The 16,538-nt window shown below is 69.5% G+C and carries 13 protein-coding genes; 7 read left to right on the forward strand and 6 right to left on the reverse strand.

Annotation, left to right across the window (positions count from 1 at the left end):
• Positions 1-25: 25 nt before the first annotated feature.
• On the reverse strand, positions 26-778 hold the full coding sequence (locus ACSHSS_RS06660) for a maleate cis-trans isomerase family protein (RefSeq protein WP_060099562.1): 753 nt from the start codon (positions 776-778) through the stop codon (positions 26-28).
• A 299-nt stretch (positions 779-1,077) separates the two neighbouring features.
• On the opposite strand from ACSHSS_RS06660, the gene ACSHSS_RS06665 reads away from it, so the two are divergent.
• From ACSHSS_RS06665 to ACSHSS_RS06680, 4 genes are all read left to right on the forward strand, one after another.
• The gene (locus ACSHSS_RS06665; protein ID WP_006416588.1) at positions 1,078-2,235 is read left to right on the forward strand and encodes an FAD-dependent monooxygenase; all 1,158 of its coding nucleotides are present in this window, start codon (positions 1,078-1,080) and stop codon (positions 2,233-2,235) included.
• A gap of 216 nt (positions 2,236-2,451) precedes the next feature.
• Positions 2,452-2,955 carry a (2Fe-2S)-binding protein gene (locus tag ACSHSS_RS06670; RefSeq protein WP_006411088.1) on the forward strand — a complete coding sequence of 168 codons (504 nt, stop codon included), beginning with the start codon at positions 2,452-2,454 and terminating at the stop codon, positions 2,953-2,955.
• The gene (locus ACSHSS_RS06675; protein WP_445544753.1) at positions 2,945-5,440 is read left to right on the forward strand and encodes a c-type cytochrome; all 2,496 of its coding nucleotides are present in this window, start codon (positions 2,945-2,947) and stop codon (positions 5,438-5,440) included. The genes ACSHSS_RS06670 and ACSHSS_RS06675 overlap by 11 nt, the downstream gene beginning before the upstream one ends.
• A gap of 222 nt (positions 5,441-5,662) precedes the next feature.
• Positions 5,663-5,995, forward strand: coding sequence for a hypothetical protein (locus ACSHSS_RS06680; RefSeq protein ID WP_012467877.1), 333 nt, complete (start codon positions 5,663-5,665; stop codon positions 5,993-5,995).
• A gap of 123 nt (positions 5,996-6,118) precedes the next feature.
• Here ACSHSS_RS06680 and mmsB read toward each other — a convergent pair whose 3' ends face one another.
• From mmsB to ACSHSS_RS06695, 3 genes are all read right to left on the reverse strand, one after another.
• On the reverse strand, positions 6,119-7,009 hold the full coding sequence (gene mmsB / locus ACSHSS_RS06685; RefSeq protein WP_445544754.1) for a 3-hydroxyisobutyrate dehydrogenase: 891 nt from the start codon (positions 7,007-7,009) through the stop codon (positions 6,119-6,121).
• Positions 7,010-7,020: 11 nt separating this feature from the next.
• Positions 7,021-8,547 (reverse strand): CoA-acylating methylmalonate-semialdehyde dehydrogenase, encoded by a 1,527-nt coding sequence (locus tag ACSHSS_RS06690; RefSeq protein ID WP_445544755.1) that lies wholly within the window; start codon positions 8,545-8,547, stop codon positions 7,021-7,023.
• A gap of 109 nt (positions 8,548-8,656) precedes the next feature.
• A complete protein-coding gene (locus tag ACSHSS_RS06695; protein ID WP_006403883.1) occupies positions 8,657-9,976 on the reverse strand; it encodes an MFS transporter in 1,320 nt (439 codons plus the stop codon).
• A 160-nt stretch (positions 9,977-10,136) separates the two neighbouring features.
• Between ACSHSS_RS06695 and ACSHSS_RS06700 the strand changes: the two genes are divergently transcribed.
• Positions 10,137-11,099 carry a LysR family transcriptional regulator gene (locus ACSHSS_RS06700; protein WP_445544756.1) on the forward strand — a complete coding sequence of 321 codons (963 nt, stop codon included), beginning with the start codon at positions 10,137-10,139 and terminating at the stop codon, positions 11,097-11,099.
• 79 nt (positions 11,100-11,178) lie between these two features.
• On the opposite strand, the gene ACSHSS_RS06705 is transcribed toward ACSHSS_RS06700, so the two are convergent.
• Positions 11,179-11,898 (reverse strand): haloacid dehalogenase type II, encoded by a 720-nt coding sequence (locus ACSHSS_RS06705; RefSeq protein ID WP_006399749.1) that lies wholly within the window; start codon positions 11,896-11,898, stop codon positions 11,179-11,181.
• A 131-nt stretch (positions 11,899-12,029) separates the two neighbouring features.
• Entirely contained in the window at positions 12,030-13,001 is a 972-nt protein-coding gene (locus ACSHSS_RS06710; RefSeq protein WP_445544757.1) for an AraC family transcriptional regulator, read from the reverse strand.
• A 94-nt stretch (positions 13,002-13,095) separates the two neighbouring features.
• Here ACSHSS_RS06710 and ACSHSS_RS06715 point away from each other — a divergent pair, with 94 nt between their 5' ends.
• Positions 13,096-13,929 carry an oxidoreductase gene (locus ACSHSS_RS06715; RefSeq protein ID WP_253606410.1) on the forward strand — a complete coding sequence of 278 codons (834 nt, stop codon included), beginning with the start codon at positions 13,096-13,098 and terminating at the stop codon, positions 13,927-13,929.
• A 349-nt stretch (positions 13,930-14,278) separates the two neighbouring features.
• Positions 14,279-16,528 carry a putative bifunctional diguanylate cyclase/phosphodiesterase gene (locus tag ACSHSS_RS06720; protein WP_060114224.1) on the forward strand — a complete coding sequence of 750 codons (2,250 nt, stop codon included), beginning with the start codon at positions 14,279-14,281 and terminating at the stop codon, positions 16,526-16,528.
• Positions 16,529-16,538: the final 10 nt, after the last annotated feature.

The raw sequence follows: 16,538 nt of genomic DNA on the forward strand, positions 1-16,538 counted from the left end.
TGAAAGCTCCGTCGGACACGCGCGTTCAGTACGCGCCGGACAACAGCGCGCCCGCGCCGGGCACGATCGGCTCGAGATCGAGTTCGCGCAGCATCGCGTAGGTCGTCGCGATCGCGGCCGTGATCACCGGCTTGCCGGTCATGGCCTCGACTTTCGCGACGGCCGGCAGCGACGGCATCTGCACGCAGGCGGACAGCACGATCGCGTCGGCGTCCTGATACGGGAGCGTCTTGACGATGTCGGGCAGCCGCGCCGGATCGTGGCGGCCGACCTCGAGGTTGTCGGGGATTTCGAGCGCACGATACGCAATCACGTCGTAGCCCTCGTTGCGGATGTAGTCGACCACGAGCTCGGTCAGCGGCTTCATGTACGGCGCGACGACGACGATCCGCTTCGCGCCGATCACGCGCAGCGCGTCGACGAGCGCGCCCGCGCTCGTCAGCACCGGCGCGCGCGCACCGTTGTCGGCCGTATGTTCGGTCAGGCGCGCCTGCGACACGCGGTGATAGCCGTGCCCCATCGCCATGATCGCGACGAGGCAGGCGTAGCCGAGCACGTCGACGCGCGCGTCGGACAGCTCGACCGCGCAGCGGTCGGATTCGGCGTCCATTGCCGCCAGCTCTTCCTTGACGACCTGCTTCATCCGCATCCGGCTCGAGTGGTACGTGAAGCGCTCGGGCCGGATCGTTTCGCGCAGCCGCAGCATCGCGGGGATTTCCGTTTCCATCGTCGTGTTGGAACTCGGCACGATCTGGCCGATGCGATAGGTCTTGCTCATGACGGGGAGGCTCCGTGTCGGTGAGGGAGGGGCGCTGTGCTGGCGGGCGATCGCGCGGGTTCGAGCAAAGTCTAGTGTGTACATTTGAAAATGACAATGGGTCAAAATTCAGCGACGAGCCCTCATAACGACGGAATATAAGAGTTAATGGCGAAATATTGGTGTTTTCCCGAAGCTGAAAACACGTGCCGACAATCCGCTTGTCACAAATAAATTGAGTGTGTACGCTACATCAACACCGTTCAATCCGCCCGTTCTCGCGTCAGGTCCGGCGCCGGGCTCACGATCAGGAGATCCGCATGAGCACACCCCGTATCGCAATCATCGGCGCCGGTCTCGGCGGCACGGCCGCCGCGGCGCTGCTGCAGCGCGCCGGCCACGACGTCGTGCTGTACGAGCAGGCGCCCGCGTTTTCGCGCCTCGGCGCGGGGATTCATCTCGGCCCGAACGTCATGAAGATCATGCGGCGGATCGGCTGCGAGGACGCGCTCGATGCGATGGGCTCGCATCCCGATTGCTGGTACAGCCGCGACTGGCGCACGGCCGACGTGCTCGCGCGGATTCCGCTCGGCGACCATGCGCGCAGCACGTACGGCGCGAGCTATCTGACCGTCCATCGCGGCGATTTCCATGCGCTGATGACGCAGGCCGTGACGCCCGGCACGATCCGCTTCGGCAAGCGGCTCGCCTCGGTGGAGGACACGGGCGACGACGTGCGGCTCACGTTCGCCGACGGCAGCGTCGACACGGCCGACATCGTGATCGGCGCCGACGGCGTGAATTCGCGGATCCGCGAGCACCTGCTCGGCGCGGAGCCGCCGCGCTATACGGGCTACGTCGCGCATCGCGCGGTGTTCCCGGCGTCGCTGCTCGGCAACAAGCCGTACGACATGTGCGTGAAGTGGTGGTCGGAGGATCGCCACATGATGGTCTACTACGTGACCGAGAAGCGCGACGAGTACTACTACGTGACGGGCGTGCCGCAGGCCGAATGGCCCGAGGGCGTGTCGATGGTCGACAGCAATCGCGACGAGATGCGCGAGGCGTTCGCCGGTTTTCATGCGGACATCCAGCACCTGATCGACGTGTCGCCGTCGATCACGAAGTGGCCGCTGCTCGAGCGCGATCCGCTGCCGCTGTGGAGCCGCGGCCGGCTCGTGCTGCTCGGCGACGCGTGTCATCCGATGAAGCCGCACATGGCGCAGGGCGCCGCGATGGCAATCGAGGATGCGGCGATGCTCACGCGCTGTATCGGCGAGGTCGGCATCGGCGACTACACGGGTGCGTTCGCGTTGTACGAGGCGAATCGCGCGGCGCGCGCATCGAAGGTGCAGCGCGTGTCGCACGACAACACGTGGCTGCGCACGAACGAGGATCCGTCGTGGGTGTTCGGCTACGACGTGTTCGACGTGCCGCTCGTCTCGCCGTCGCGCGACAGCGTCGCGGCGGTCGCCTGACGCATCGCACGACGATGCGCGGCTTCGCCGCCGGCGCGCGCTGCGCCCGTCGTTCGTGCGACGCCGCGCGCGGTGCCGGTACGCGGCGATTTCGGCGTGTTATACGTCGATGTCGCGCGCGCCGGCGATCGGCGTCGCCGCGCGCCGGTCTGCGCCGGCCGCCGGCCATGCCTGCCGTCGGCTGACGTTCGCCCGCACCCGCTTCCGGATCTGCCCATGTCCCATTCCGCTTCCGCGCCGCGGCCGCTCGCGTTTCGTGTCAACGGCGTGCCGCACCGCTTCGACGCCGCCGCCCCCGATACGCCGCTGCTGCTGGTCCTGCGCAACGATTGCGCGCTGAACGGCCCGAAATACGGCTGCGGACTCGGTCAGTGCGGCGCGTGCACGGTGCTGATCGACGGGCAGCCGGCGCGCGCCTGCGTGCTGCCGGCGGCGGCCGCATCGGGGCGCGACGTGACGACGCTCGAAGGGCTCGGCTCGCGCGATGCGCCGCATCCGGTCCAGCGCGCATTCATCGACGAGCAGGCCGCGCAATGCGGCTATTGCCTGAACGGGATGATCATGAGCACGAAGGCGCTGCTCGACCGCAACCCGACGCCGGACGACGCGGCGATTCGCGAGGCGCTGCGCTTCAATCTGTGTCGCTGCGGCACGCATCTGGAGATCGTTCGCGCGGTGCATCGCGCGGCACGCTATGTGCGGGGCGACGATGCAGCGTGATCCGAACCTGCCGGCACATGCGCGCGCCGCGCACGACGCGCTCGAATCGCGCGATGCGTCGGGCGCCGACGACGCGGGCCTGCGCGCGCATCGTGCGCGCTACGGCTGGCCGGCCGGCGACGCGCGCGATGCCGCGTCGCTCGACATCGAAACGCACACCGCACCCGATGGACGGATGACCGCCTGGCGTTACCGCGCGCGGCTCGCCGCGACGGCGGCCGACGGCGAAGCGGTACGCGTCGCGTCGTCCGGCGCATCGTCGCGCGCCGCGCCGCCGGCGGTGCCGTTCGTGTACCGGCACGCGCACACGGCGATCGACATGACGGACGCCGACGCGATCCCGCGTCATGCGCACGTATTCGCGCGCGAGTCGTTCGTCGACGAACTCGCGGGCACGTTGCGCCGCGATCCGGTCGCGCTGCGCTTGCAGCATCTCGATGCGTCGGCGGATGCGGGCCCGCGCGAGGTCATCCGGATGGTCAGCGAACGTGCGGCCTGGGGTGCGCAGACCGCGCACGATCGCGGCATGCCGACGCGGCTGACCGGTCGCGGTTTCGCGTTCGACGGTGCGGCGGCCAACGCACCGGCCGCGGCGCTCGCCCGCGCGAACGCGCGGGCGGCTCGCGCCGAAGCGCACGACGCCACGCACGCCGGCGAAGCGAACTGGTCCGCATGGGTCGTCGATCTCGACGTCGATCGCGCGACCGGCGATGTCGCCGTGCGCCGCGTCGTGGCCGGGCAGGGCAGCGGCGAGCCGGGCCGCGCGGCGCTGTCCGGCTTGCCTGCGTGGCAGATCGAGGCGGCGATCTCGCGCGTGATGGGCGCGCCGTTGATCGCGCGCGCGGCGCACGACGAAGCCGAGGCCGGCGCACGCGACTCGGCACTCGCACACGAACTGATCGCGGCCGACGTGCACGAAGCCGGCGCGCGCCGCGCAGTGTCGCCCGACGACGCACGCCGGATCGAGCATGCGGCCGCACCGGCAGCGGCGGCGATCGCGAATGCGCTCTACGACGCGACGGGTGTGCGGTTTCGCGCGCCGCCGTTCGATCCGATGCGGATACGCGCGGCACTCGCGCGGCCGTCGCAGGCAGACGTCGCGGACGCGGCCGGCGATGCAAGCCGGCCCGAACGCGACGCCGCGCCGACCCGCGCGCCGCGTTCTCCGTCGCGCTGGCGCCGATGGCTCGCGGGCGGCGGCATCGGCGGCGTGGTGGGCGGCCTGGTCGGGCTCGCCTGCGCGATCTTGCCGGGGCCGGCCCCGATCGCGCCGATCGCACCGGGCGGCGCGGACGGCGCGATGTGGAGCGCCGCGACGCTCGAACGCGGGCGCCAGATCGCGATCGCCGGCGATTGCGCGGTATGCCACACGGCGCCGGGCGGCGCGACGAATGCGGGCGGCCTTGCGCTCGACACGCCGTTCGGCACGATCTACACGACGAACATCACGCCGGACCGCGACACCGGCATCGGCGCGTGGTCGTATCCGGCCTTCGCACGCGCGATGCGCGACGGCATCTCGCGCGACGGCACGCACCTGTATCCCGCCTTCCCGTACACCGCCTTCGCCAAGCTGAGCGAGCCCGACATGCTCGCGCTCTATGCGTATCTGATGTCGCAGCCGCCGGTGCAGCACGTGCCGCCGAAGACGAAGCTGCCGTTTCCTCTGGACCGGCGCCGGCTCGTCGCGGGCTGGAACTGGCTGTTCCACGACGCGCGTCCGTTCGCGCCGGACCCCGCGCGCTCGGCGCTCTGGAATCGCGGCCGCTATCTCGTCGACGGCGCCGGGCATTGCGGCGCGTGCCACACGCCGCGCAACGCGCTCGGCGCGGAGAAGGGCGGGTTCGCCTATCTGTCCGGCGGCGAAGCGGAAGGCTGGATCGCGCCGCCGCTCGTCGCATCGCGCGCCGCGCCGGTGCCGTGGACGGAGGCCGCGCTATTCGACTATCTGCGTACCGGGTTTTCCGCGCAGCATGGCGTCGCGGCCGGACCGATGGCGCCGGTCGTCGCGGGGCTCGCCGCGCTACCCGAAGCCGACGTGCGTGCGATCGCGCATTACATCGCATCGCTGTCGCCACCGGTCGATGCGGCGACGGCTGCCGACGCGGCGGCCCGTCACGCGCGCGGCGCGGAAGCAGTCGCGACGCTCGGCCTCGAAAACGGCCGGCGCGCGTTCGACGCTGCATGCGCGGTGTGCCATGCCGAATCGGGCGGCGTCGGCCATTTCGGCGTGCGTCCGCTGATGGGGCTGAACACGAGCGTGAGCCAGGCGACGCCCGACAACCTGCTGCGCGTGCTCCATCACGGGATTGACCGGCCGGCGACCGACGCGCTCGGCTATATGCCGGGCTTTCGCGATGCGTTCGACGATCGGCAGATGGCCGAGCTTGCCGCGTTCATCCGCGCGCGCTATGCGCCCGGACAACCGGCATGGCGCGATCTCGAGCAGGCGTCTGCGCGGATCCGTCGCGAAGCCGTGCACTGACGGCGCGATGGCGCGCAGGCCGGCGCCGCGCGCGTGCGGTCGGTCGGACAAAATGACGGGCGATGGGCGACGAAGCGTAAATATTGCGGCGTGAAGCGCGATCGTTTAACCATTCGAAACAATGTGTTCACGGAAAAGGGCATGATCTCGGGCGATCGAGCAGGCATACTGTCGCCCATGTTGCCGAATGCCGTCGAAGCGACGCGCGCTTGCCCTTTCCCCATGTCCAGTCCTGCCTCTTTTCGAATCCTGCGAGGGTTGACCGTCGCGGCCGCCGCCAGTGTGCTCGCCGCGTGTTCGACCGCCTCCGACGTCGCCGCCACGTCGAACCCGAATGTCTTCACCGTGACGACGCGCACGCTCGGCGTGTCGACGTCGTGGGCCGACGCGCATGCGAAGGCCGTCAGCGAAGCGACGAACTACTGCGAACAGCGCGGCATGCGCGCGAGCATGAAACAGGAGTCGCTGACCGGCGGCCGCCGCGTCGATGCGCGCTCCGAGCTGTCGTTCGAGTGCCACCCGACCTTCGAAACGGCGTCGAACCCGCGCGGCTGAGCGGCCGCGCGCCGGCCGCCCGCGCATGAGGCGGCGCGCCGCACACGAAGGGCTTTTCCCCGATTCCGACCGACCCGCGATGCCGCGCATGCGCATCGCGGGTCGACGCACGCCGGTCGTCGGTCAACTGCCCGGCGGCGCGTACAGCTTCACGCACGCCGAGAAGTCGAGCGCGCCGAGCCCTTGCTGGCTCATCGACTGATAGAGCTGTTGCGCGAGCGCGCCCATCCATACCGGCTGCCGTGCGTGCCGCGCGGCGTCGGTCGCGAGCCCGAGATCCTTCAGCATCAGATTCGTCGCGAAACCGCCCGTGTAGCCGCGCGACGACGGCGCGGCGTCGCTGACGCCCGGATACGGGTTATACGAGTCCGAGCTCCAGCAGCGTCCGGTCGACGTGTTGATGATGCCCGCGAGCACGGACGGATCGATGCCGAGTGCAACGCCGAGCGCCATCGCCTCCGATACGCCCATCATCGAAATCCCGAGCAGCAGGTTGTTGCAGAGCTTCGCGATCTGGCCGGTGCCGGTGCCGCCGCAATGGACGACGTGCTTGCCCATCGCGAGCAGCACCGGACGGATCTGCTCGAACAGCGCCGGCTCCGCACCGACCATGAACGTCAGCGTGCCGGCCTGCGCGCCGCCGGTGCCGCCCGACACCGGCGCATCGGCGAGCCGGCAGTCGCGTAGCGCGGCCGCGTCGGCGAGCGTGCGCACGGTGTCGGGGTCGATCGTGCTGCAGTCGATCAGCCACGCGCCGCCGCGCGCACCGGCCAGCACGCCGTCGTCGCCCTCGTAGACGCCGCGTACGTGCGCGGCGGCCGGCAGCATCGTGATCACGACCGTCGCGCGCGCGGCGGCCTCGCGCGGCGAGCGTGCCGCCGTCGCGCCCGCACGCACCGCGGCGTCGACCGCGTGCGCATCGAGGTCGAATACCGTCAGCGCGTGCCCGGCGCGCAGCAGATTGGCGGCCATGGGGCCGCCCATGTTGCCGAGTCCGATGAATGCGATGTCCATGCGGCCTCCGGTCAGCGCAGCGCGATCGTCGTATTGACGCCGCCGGCCGTCGCCTCGTCGTCGAACCAGCGCGCGGTGACGGTCTTCGTCTGCGTGTAGAACTGCACGACCTGCTTGCCGTACGGGCCGAGATCGCCGAGCTTCGAGCCGCGCGAGCCGGTGAAGCTGAAGTAGGGCACCGGCACCGGAATCGGGATGTTGATGCCGACCTGCCCGATGTCGATCTCGCTCTGGAACTTGCGCGCGGCCGCGCCGCTCTGCGTGAACAGCCCGACGCCGTTGCCGAACGGGTTCGCGTTGACGAGCGCAATCGCGTCGTCGAGCGTGTCGGCTTCGAGCACGACGACGACCGGCCCGAAGATCTCTTCCGTATAGATCGACATGTCGGTCGTCACGCCCGAGAAGATCGTCGGGCCGATGAAGTTGCCGTGCTCGTAGCCGGGCACCTTCACTTCGCGCCCGTCGAGTTCGAGTGTCGCGCCGGCCTTCACGCCTTCGTCGATCAGCGCCGCGATGCGCGCATGGGCGGCTTTCGATACGACCGGCCCGACGTCGGTGCCGGGCTCGTGGCCCGCGTTGACCTTCAGCGCCTTCGCCTTCTCGACGAGCTCGGGCAGCCAGTCGCGCGCCGCGCCGACCAGCACGACGACCGACGTCGCCATGCAGCGCTGGCCGGCCGCGCCGAAGCCCGCGCCGACGAGCGCGTTGATCGTCTGCTCGCGATGCGCATCGGGCAGCACGACCGCGTGGTTCTTCGCGCCCATCATCGACTGCACGCGCTTGCCGTGCTGACTGCCGAGCTGGTAGACGTGCGTGCCGACGCGCGTCGAGCCGACGAACGAAATCGCCTTCACGTCCGGATGCGTGCAGAGACGATCGACCGCGGTCTTCCCGCCATGCACGACGTTCAGCACGCCCGGCGGCACGCCGGCCTCGAGCGCGAGCTCGACGAGCTGCATCGTCGACAGCGGATCCTGCTCGGACGGCTTCAGCACGAACGTGTTGCCGCAGACGATCGCCATCGGAAACATCCAGAGCGGAATCATCGCGGGGAAATTGAACGGCGTGATGCCTGCACAGACGCCGATCGGCTGGCGCAGCGTGTACGTATCGACGCCGCCCGCGACGTTCTCCGCGAATTCGCCGAGCTGCAGCGTGCCGATCGAACACGCATGCTCGATCACTTCGAGGCCACGGAAAATGTCGCCCTGCGCGTCGGGCAGCGTCTTGCCCTGTTCGGCGGTCAGCGTCTGCGCGATGCGTTCGAGATGGCGGCGCACGAGGTCCTGAAACTTCAGCATGATCCGCACGCGCGTGCCGATCGGCGTCGTCTTCCAGGTGTGGAACGCGCGCTGCGCGGCGGCGATGGCCGCATCGATCTCGTCGAGCGTCGCGTACGGCACGCGGCCGATCACCTGCTGCGTGGCGGGGTTCACGATGTCGCCCCATTCGGTGCTGCGCGAATCGACGAACGAGCCGTCGATCAGCAGCTTGGCGGTGGGCAACGCGAGGGCGGTCTGGGGAACTGCGGCGTTCATGGAAGTCTCCGGAAGAACGGGGTGATGAAGAAACAGGGCGGCCGCGTCCGCCGCGCGCAGCATGGCGCGCGGACGCGGAACGTGGAGGGAAGCCGGCGCGGCCGGCGTGTCAGTGGCGTGCGGGACGCATCAGCGCCGTGCACACGAGCGCGAACACGCCGAAGCCGACGAGATACGCGATGACGTAGTGCGGCTGACCGCCGCCGGCCTTGAGCAGCGAGGTCGCGATCATCGGCGCGAAGCCGCCGCCGATCACGCCGGCGAGCTGGACCGACAGCGAGATGCCGCTGTAGCGGATTTCCGCGGGGAACTGCTGCGCGAACAGCAGCGATTCGGGTGCGTACAGAATCGGAAACACGACGCCGAGGCCGAGCACGATCGCCCACCACGCGAGCGAGGTCTGCTGCGTGCCGAGCATCATGAAAAACGGTGCGGCGAACACGCACATCAGCACGAGCCCGATCGCGAACATCCGGCGCTGGCCGATCAGGTCGCTCAGATGGCCGCACAGCGGCATCGTGACGAGCGACAGCAGCGCGCCGGCCGTGATCGCGTGCAGCATCTCGGCCTTCGGCAGATGGAGCTGCTGCGTCGCATACGACAGCGCGAACGTGACGACCATGTAGAACCAGGTGTTCTCGGCCGCACGCGCGCCGACGATCGTCAGCACTTCACGCGGATGGCGGCGCAGCGCGGCCGTCACCGGCGATTTCTCGGCCTTGCCCTGGCGCTGCATCTTCTCGAAGTCGGGCGATTCCGGCACCTTCGCGCGGATGAACCAGCCGAGGCCGACCAGCGCGATGCTCGCGAGGAACGGCACGCGCCAGCCCCACGACAGCATGTCGGCTTCCGGCAGCGCGGCAACCGCGGCCATCGCGAGTGACGAGAGGATCAGGCCGAGCCCGACGCCCGTCTGCGGCAGGCTGCCGAACAGCCCCTTGCGGCCCTTCGGCGCATGCTCGACGGCCATCAGCACCGCGCCGCCCCATTCGCCGCCGACCGCCATCCCCTGCAGGAAGCGCATCGCGATCAGCAGCGCGGCCGCCCAGTAGCCGATGCGGTCGTACGACGGGATCAGCCCGATGATCATGCTCGGCACGCCCATCAGCAGCAGCGTGATCATCAGCATCGACTTGCGGCCGATGCGATCGCCGAAGTGGCCGAACACGATGCCGCCCATCGGCCGCCCGATGAAGCCCACCGCGAACGTGCCGAACGCGGCGAGCGTACCGACGACCGGGTCGAGCGACGGAAAGAAGATGCGGTTGAACACGAGCGCGGCGGCGGTGCCGTAGAGGAAGAAGTCGTACCACTCGATCGTCGTGCCGGCCATGCTGGCCCAGCCGGCCAGCAGGTGATGCCGCGCGGTGCGCGCGGGGGCCGGCAGCGCGGCGGTTGCATGCTCGTCGAGCGTGGATCGCGTCTGCATGGTGTCTCCATATTTGGTGTGCGCCGGCGGCTCATGGCCCACCGGTCACGGTCGAGTATAGTTATGCGCAGATTCGCGATGTACCGACAAAGAAACCGGTTGGATGTGCATGAATGCATATCGCGGCCGGCCCGGAGACCCTTCTCATTCGATCCCGCCGATGCGACATCCGACCGAGCCGGTTGCCGGCAAGCTGAACTGGGACGACCTGCGCTTTTTTCTCGAAGTCGCGCGCACGCAGCGGGCGAGCGGTGCCGCGAAGCGGCTCGGCGTCGACTACACGACCGTCGCACGGCGCATCCGCGCGCTGGAGGCGTCGCTCGGCACGCTGCTGTTCGACAAGTCGCGCGCGGAAGGCTTCACGCTGACGGCCGAAGGGCAGCGGCTCGTCGCCTACGCGGACGCGATGGAGACGACCGTGCAGTCCGCCTGCGACCAGGTCGCGCATACGGGCGAGGCGTTGTCCGGCCACGTGCGGATCGGGTCGACCGAAGGGTTCGGCTGCTTCTTTCTCGCGCCGCAGCTCGCGCGGTTTCGTGCCGCGCATCCGCGCGTGACGGTCGATCTGCTGCCGGTGCCGCATTTCGTCAGCCTCACGAAGCGCGAGGCCGATCTCGCCGTCACGCTCGAGCGGCCGGAGCGCGGCCCTTACGTCTGCACGAAGCTTTGCGACTATCAGTTGCGGCTTTACGCGACGCGCGACTACCTGGCGAGCCATCCGCCGATCGCCGGCACCGACGATCTCGCGCGGCATACCTTCATCAGCTATGTCGACGATCTCGCGTTCAGCAGCGAGCTGCTCTATCTCGAGCGCGCGGTGCCGGGCGCGACGGCCGGACTCAGAACGACGAGCGTGATCGCGCAGTCCTTCGCCGCGCTGCACGGCGGCGGGCTCGCGATCCTGCCGTGCTTCATCGCGGCCGCGCAGCCGGCGCTCGTGCCGGTGCTGCCGGATCGGGTCGTCGTCACACGCTGCTTCTGGCTGACCTGCCGCGAGGACCTGCGCAAGCTGCGGCGCGTGACCGCGCTGTGGGACTATCTGCGCGCGGCGGCGGACGCGAACCGCGCGTTGCTGTCGGGTGAGTCGAGCGAGTTGCGGTTCGTCGGGGAGCCGGGCGGTTGAGCGCGGGCGCGTAGCGTGTCGTGGCCCCGGCGGGCGGCGACGCGCCTCGCACATCGAGTACCACGCGTCCGCGCGCCGCTCAGTCGCCGCAGCCCAACTGCCGCGCCAGCGCGTGCAGATCGTCGACGACGAAATCCCACGCGTCTTCCGGCTGCAGATCCGTCTGCTGGCCGGGCCCGTATTCGGTCGGGCGCCGCACGAACGCGGTCGACAGGCCGACGCGGCGCGCCGCCGCGAGATCGTTGTTGTGCGCGGCCACCATGCAGATCTCGGCCGGCGCGACGCCGAGAATCTCGACCGCTTCGTTGTAAACCTTCGGCGCCGGCTTGTACGCGCGCGCGACTTCGGCGCCGAGGATCGCGTCCCACGGCAGGCCCGCATGCTTCGCGATGTCGACCATCAGCCGGATGTTGCCGTTCGACAGCGGCGCGATGATGAAGCGCTGCTTGAGCCGCGTCAGTGCATCGACCGAATCGGGCCATGGGTCGAGGCGGTGCCACGCGAGATTGAGCGCGTCGATCGCCGCATCCGGCACGCCGGCGATCCCGTAGCGCTCGATGATGCGAACGAGATTCTCGCGATGCAGGATGTCGAGCCGCACGTACGAACGGCGTCCGCTGCGGATTTCCTCCATCGACGGCACGTATTCGCGCCGCCATGCGTCGGCGAACTCGAACGCGTCGAGCGTCGGTGCGTAACGCTGCAGAAAGACGCCGGCTTCGCGTGCGACGGTGGTTCTCCAGTCGACGATCGTGCCGAACACATCGAACACGAGCGCCTTGATTTCGGTACGGTTCATATGCGGTCCTGTGCGGGCGGGGGATCGGAGCGGGCCGCAGCGCGTCGGGCACGGACGGTCGCGGCCGCTTGCATCGGCATTAGACCATGCCGGCGCGCCGCGCGTATCGCGGCCGCGGTCGTTCGCGGGCGTCAGTGCGACGACACGTACTCGGCATCGGCGAACGCGGGCGGCAATGCGAAGCTTTCGCGCATGCGCTTCGTTTCGGACGCGGGCGTCGCGCCGAACAGCCGCTTGAACTCGCGGCTGAACTGCGACGGGCTCGCGTAGCCGACCGCGTGGCTCGCCGCTTCCGCCGTCAAGCCCTGTCGCACCATCAGCAGCCGCGCCTGATGCAGCCGCGTCGACTTCACGTACTGCATCGGCGACACCTGCGTGACGGCCTTGAAGTGACTGTGGAAGCTCGGCACGCTCATGCCGGCTTCGCGCGCGAGCTGCGCGACGTCGAGCGGCTGCGCGTAGCCGGCATGGATCGCGCGCAGCGCGCGGCCGATCCGGCCGAACTGGCCGCGCATCGCGAGCGCCGCGCGCATCGACGGGCCCTGCGCGCCGGTCAGCACGCGAAAGTAGAGTTCGCGCAGCAGGCCCGGCCCGAGCACGGCCGCCTCGAGCGGCCGCGTCAGCGCATCGAGCAGACGCAGCACCGATGTGTGCATCGCGTCGTCCATCGGCGTCGACATCATGCTGCGCGGCGCATGCACGGGCGGCGTGCCGCCGGCGCGGTCGATCTGCGCGGCCAGCTCGGCCGCCATCGCGAAATCGAGATGCAGATACAGCGCGAGCAGCGGCCGCGTCGGCGTCGCGTCGGTTTCCATGCTGAACGGCACGGGCACCGAGACGGCCAGATAGTGACGCTCGTCGTAGAGGTAGAGCGCGTCGCCGAAGTAGCCGCGCTTGCGGCCCTGGCAGACGATCACGATGCCGGGGTCGTACAGCACCGGCGTGCGCGCGAGTGCGCGGTCCGAGCGCAGGATGCGCACGCTCGGCAGCGCGGTCAGGTTGTAGCCTTCGCGCGGCGCGAGCGCGGCGGACAGCGCGACGATCCGGTTCCGGCGATCCGGCGCGCGCTCGCCGCCGTGGCGGTCAGCCTGCGTTACGTTCATAGTTTTAGGCAAGAAAAACAGCGGAATTCGCGTTAAACGGCTTCACGATCGACACTAGTATGCAGGCTTCAATCGATTTTCGGGAGAGACTGCAATGGCATCGAACACGCTTCTGCTCATCACCGGCGTCAGCAGCGGCTTCGGCCGCGCACTCGCGCAAGCGGCGCTGGAAGCGGGGCATACGGTCGTCGGCACCGTGCGCAGCGAGCAGGCCGCGCGCGATTTCGAAGCGCTCGGCGCGCAGCGCGCGATCGCGCGCGTGCTCGACGTGACCGACTTCGACGCGATCGACGGCGTCGTCGCCGAGATCGAGCGCACGGTCGGCGCGATCGACGTGCTCGTCAACAACGCGGGTTACGGACACGAAGGCGTGATGGAGGAGTCGCCGCTGTCGGAGCTGCGCCGGCAGTTCGACGTGAACGTGTTCGGCGCGGTCGCGATGATGAAGGCCGTGCTGCCGTTCATGCGCATGCGGCGGCGCGGCCACATCGTCAACATCACGTCGATGGGCGGGCACATCACGATGCCGGGGCTGACCTATTACTGCGGCAGCAAGTTCGCACTCGAAGGCATTTCGGACGCGCTGCGCCAGGAGGTCGCGCCGCTCGGCATCGCCGTGACGGCCGTCGCACCCGGCTCGTTCCGTACCGACTGGGCCGGGCGCTCGATGGTGCGCACGCCGCGCTCGATCGCGGACTACGACGGGCTGTTCGATCCGGTCCGCGCCGCACGCGTCGCGCGCAGCGGCAAGCAGCCGGGCGATCCGCACAAGGCCGCGCGCGCGATCCTCGCGGTGCTCGCCGCCGAGCAACCGCCCGCGCATCTGCTGCTCGGCAGCGATGCGCTCGGCCTCGTCACGCAGCGGCTGTCGGCCTGGCAGGACGAAATCCGCGCGTGGGAGGCGCTGACCGTGTCGACCGACGGTTGAGCGCGCACACAGTGCGGCCGGCCGCGCACACCGCGGTGGGTGTGCACGGCCGGTCCGTCCGGCGCCGCTCGCATGGCGGCACCCGATGCATCGAACGAATACCTGGGCGACCCAGGATTCGCACGCTGCATGCTGCACCGCACCCACGCGTAACTCCCGATGCCGATCGATGCGCCGGCCGTCACGGATTGGTGTTAAATGGATTCGTGTGAATGGTGGGCGGCGCGCCCGATGCGGCGCGCGAAATCGGGGCGCTCCGGCGTGCGGTGTGGATCCGGGGCGAAAGCGGTACGAAAGATCGAAAACGAATCGGGGTGTCGGCCCGGTCGAACGGACGGCAGGATTCATCTTGAATACCGAACCGCACAGTGCGCGCTACAGCCTCGGCCTCGCGGCAGAAGTGCTCGCGTCCGAACAAAGCGTGCTGAAGCTGATCACGCGCAATACGCCGCTGCCGGAACTGCTCGTCGAGGTCTGCCGGCGAGCGGAGGCGCTGCTCGGGAAAGGCGCGGCATGCTCGATCCTGCTGCTCGACGAGGACGGCGTGCACGTGCGCGTCGGCGCCGCACCGTCGCTGCCCGCGCAGTACAGCGCCGCGATCGACGGCGCGGCGATCGGGCCCGCGGCCGGCTCGTGCGGCACCGCGATGTACATGCGGCGGATGATCGCCGTCGAGGACATCGAGACCGATCCGTTGTGGGATGCATACCGGTCGATCGCGCTGGCGTTCGGGCTGCGCGCGTGCTGGTCGGTGCCGTTCGAGGACGACACGGGCGTCGTGCTCGGCGCGTTCGCCGTCTACTACCGCGCACCGCGCCGGCCGAGTCACGAGGAAACCGCGCTGCTGCTCGACATCAGCAACAGCGTCGGGCTCGCCGTGCATCAGGACCGCATCGCGCAGCAGCTCGCGCGCAGCGAGGAACATCACCGGCTCGTCGTCAACAGCCTCAACGAAGGGATTCTCGTCGTGTCGCGCGACGGCGTGGTGATCGCGAGCAATCCGAGCGCGAACCGGATGCTGCGCGCGAAGGGCGAACTCGTCGGGCGCCGGATGTCGACGGTGATCCTGCGCAAGCTGTCCGAGGACGGCACGCCGATCGCGCCCGATCGCTGGCCAAGCCGGCGCGCGCTGACGAGCGGGGCGCCGGTGCTCGACTACACGGTCGGCTTCGGCCTCGCGGACGGCGACGTGATCTGGGTGCGCGGCAACGCGGTGCCGATCGTGAAGCCGGGCGACACGCAGGCCGCGTCGGTGCTCGTGTCGTTCCACGACATCGGCCCCGTGCGCGAAGCGCAGCAGCAGCTGCGCTACCTCGCGACGCGCGACGCGCTGACGGGCCTCTACAACCGCCGCTGGCTGTCCGACCGCATGCGCGAGCTGTTCGGCGGCCGCGATCCCGCGGGCGGCCCGGCGCGCGTCGCGATCCTGTTTCTCGATCTGGTCGGCTTCAAGAAGGTCAACGACACGGCCGGCCACGACGCCGGCGATGCGCTGCTGCGCAGCGTCGCGGCGCGGCTCGCGGCGTGCATGCGCGGCCGGCATGCCCTGACGCGCGTCGGCGGCGACGAGTTCGTGATCCTCGTCGACGATTGCGACGATCCCGAGGCGCTCGCGGCGCTCGCGCGCGAAGTGATCGACGCAATCGCGAAGCCGTTCGCGATCGCGAACAACGAATACTGGCTCGGCGTGTCGATCGGCATCAGCATCGCGCCGCGCGACGGCGACGATGCGGCGACGCTGATGCGCAACGCCGATTCGGCGATGTACGACGCGAAGCAGCGCGGCCGCAATCACTTCACGTTCTTCACCGCGCAGCTGAACCTGCGGCTGCAGCGCCGTTTCGCGATCGAGCAGTCGTTGCGGCGCGCGCTCGCGTCGAACGCGCTGCGGCTCGCGTATCAGCCCGTCGTCGATGCGCGCACCGGCCGCACGGTCGGCGCCGAGGCGCTGCTGCGCTGGACGAGCCCCGAACTCGGGCCGATGTCGCCGGCCGAATTCATTCCCGTCGCCGAGGATACGGGGTTGATCGTCGCGATCGGCCAGTGGGTGCTCGAAACCGCGTGCCGGCAGGCGGCCGAATGGCGCCGCACGATCGCGCCGGACCTGATGCTCGCGGTCAATCTCTCACCGCGCCAGTTCCACGACGGGCTCGTCGAATCGGTGAGCCGCTGCCTCGCGCAGACGCGGCTCGACCCCGGCGCGCTCGAACTCGAGATCACCGAAGGCGTGCTGATGAACGACACGGCGACGGTGCTGCCGATGCTCGAGGCGCTGACCGAGATGAACGTGCGGATCTCGGTCGACGATTTCGGCACCGGCTATTCGTCGCTCGCCTATCTGAAGCGCTTTCCGCTGCACAACCTGAAGGTCGACCGTTCGTTCGTGTCGGGCGTGCCCGATCATCGCGACGCGGTCGCGATCACGCAGGCGGTCGTCGCGATGGCGCATTCGCTCGGGATGAAGGTGACGGCCGAAGGCGTCGAGACCGAGGCGCAGTCGTGGTTTCTGCAGCAGATCGGCTGCGACATGCAGCAGGGCTATCTGTTCAGCCGGCCGCTCGATCCCGTCGACTACGCACGGCGTTTCGCGCTGGTGTGACGATCGCGCG

The sequence above is a fragment of the Burkholderia sp. BC1 genome, assembly GCF_052683555.1.

Excerpts from the sequence above, each read along its gene's own strand:
- ACSHSS_RS06660 (WP_060099562.1), bottom strand. The coding sequence starts at position 778 with ATGAGCAAGACCTATCGCATCGGCCAGATCGTGCCGAGTTCCAACACG.
- ACSHSS_RS06665 (WP_006416588.1), top strand. The coding sequence starts at position 1,078 with ATGAGCACACCCCGTATCGCAATCATCGGCGCCGGTCTCGGCGGCACG.
- ACSHSS_RS06670 (WP_006411088.1), top strand. The coding sequence starts at position 2,452 with ATGTCCCATTCCGCTTCCGCGCCGCGGCCGCTCGCGTTTCGTGTCAAC.
- ACSHSS_RS06675 (WP_445544753.1), top strand. The coding sequence starts at position 2,945 with ATGCAGCGTGATCCGAACCTGCCGGCACATGCGCGCGCCGCGCACGAC.
- ACSHSS_RS06680 (WP_012467877.1), top strand. The coding sequence starts at position 5,663 with ATGTCCAGTCCTGCCTCTTTTCGAATCCTGCGAGGGTTGACCGTCGCG.
- mmsB (WP_445544754.1), bottom strand. The coding sequence starts at position 7,009 with ATGGACATCGCATTCATCGGACTCGGCAACATGGGCGGCCCCATGGCC.
- ACSHSS_RS06690 (WP_445544755.1), bottom strand. The coding sequence starts at position 8,547 with ATGAACGCCGCAGTTCCCCAGACCGCCCTCGCGTTGCCCACCGCCAAG.
- ACSHSS_RS06695 (WP_006403883.1), bottom strand. The coding sequence starts at position 9,976 with ATGCAGACGCGATCCACGCTCGACGAGCATGCAACCGCCGCGCTGCCG.
- ACSHSS_RS06700 (WP_445544756.1), top strand. The coding sequence starts at position 10,137 with ATGCGACATCCGACCGAGCCGGTTGCCGGCAAGCTGAACTGGGACGAC.
- ACSHSS_RS06705 (WP_006399749.1), bottom strand. The coding sequence starts at position 11,898 with ATGAACCGTACCGAAATCAAGGCGCTCGTGTTCGATGTGTTCGGCACG.
- ACSHSS_RS06710 (WP_445544757.1), bottom strand. The coding sequence starts at position 13,001 with ATGAACGTAACGCAGGCTGACCGCCACGGCGGCGAGCGCGCGCCGGAT.
- ACSHSS_RS06715 (WP_253606410.1), top strand. The coding sequence starts at position 13,096 with ATGGCATCGAACACGCTTCTGCTCATCACCGGCGTCAGCAGCGGCTTC.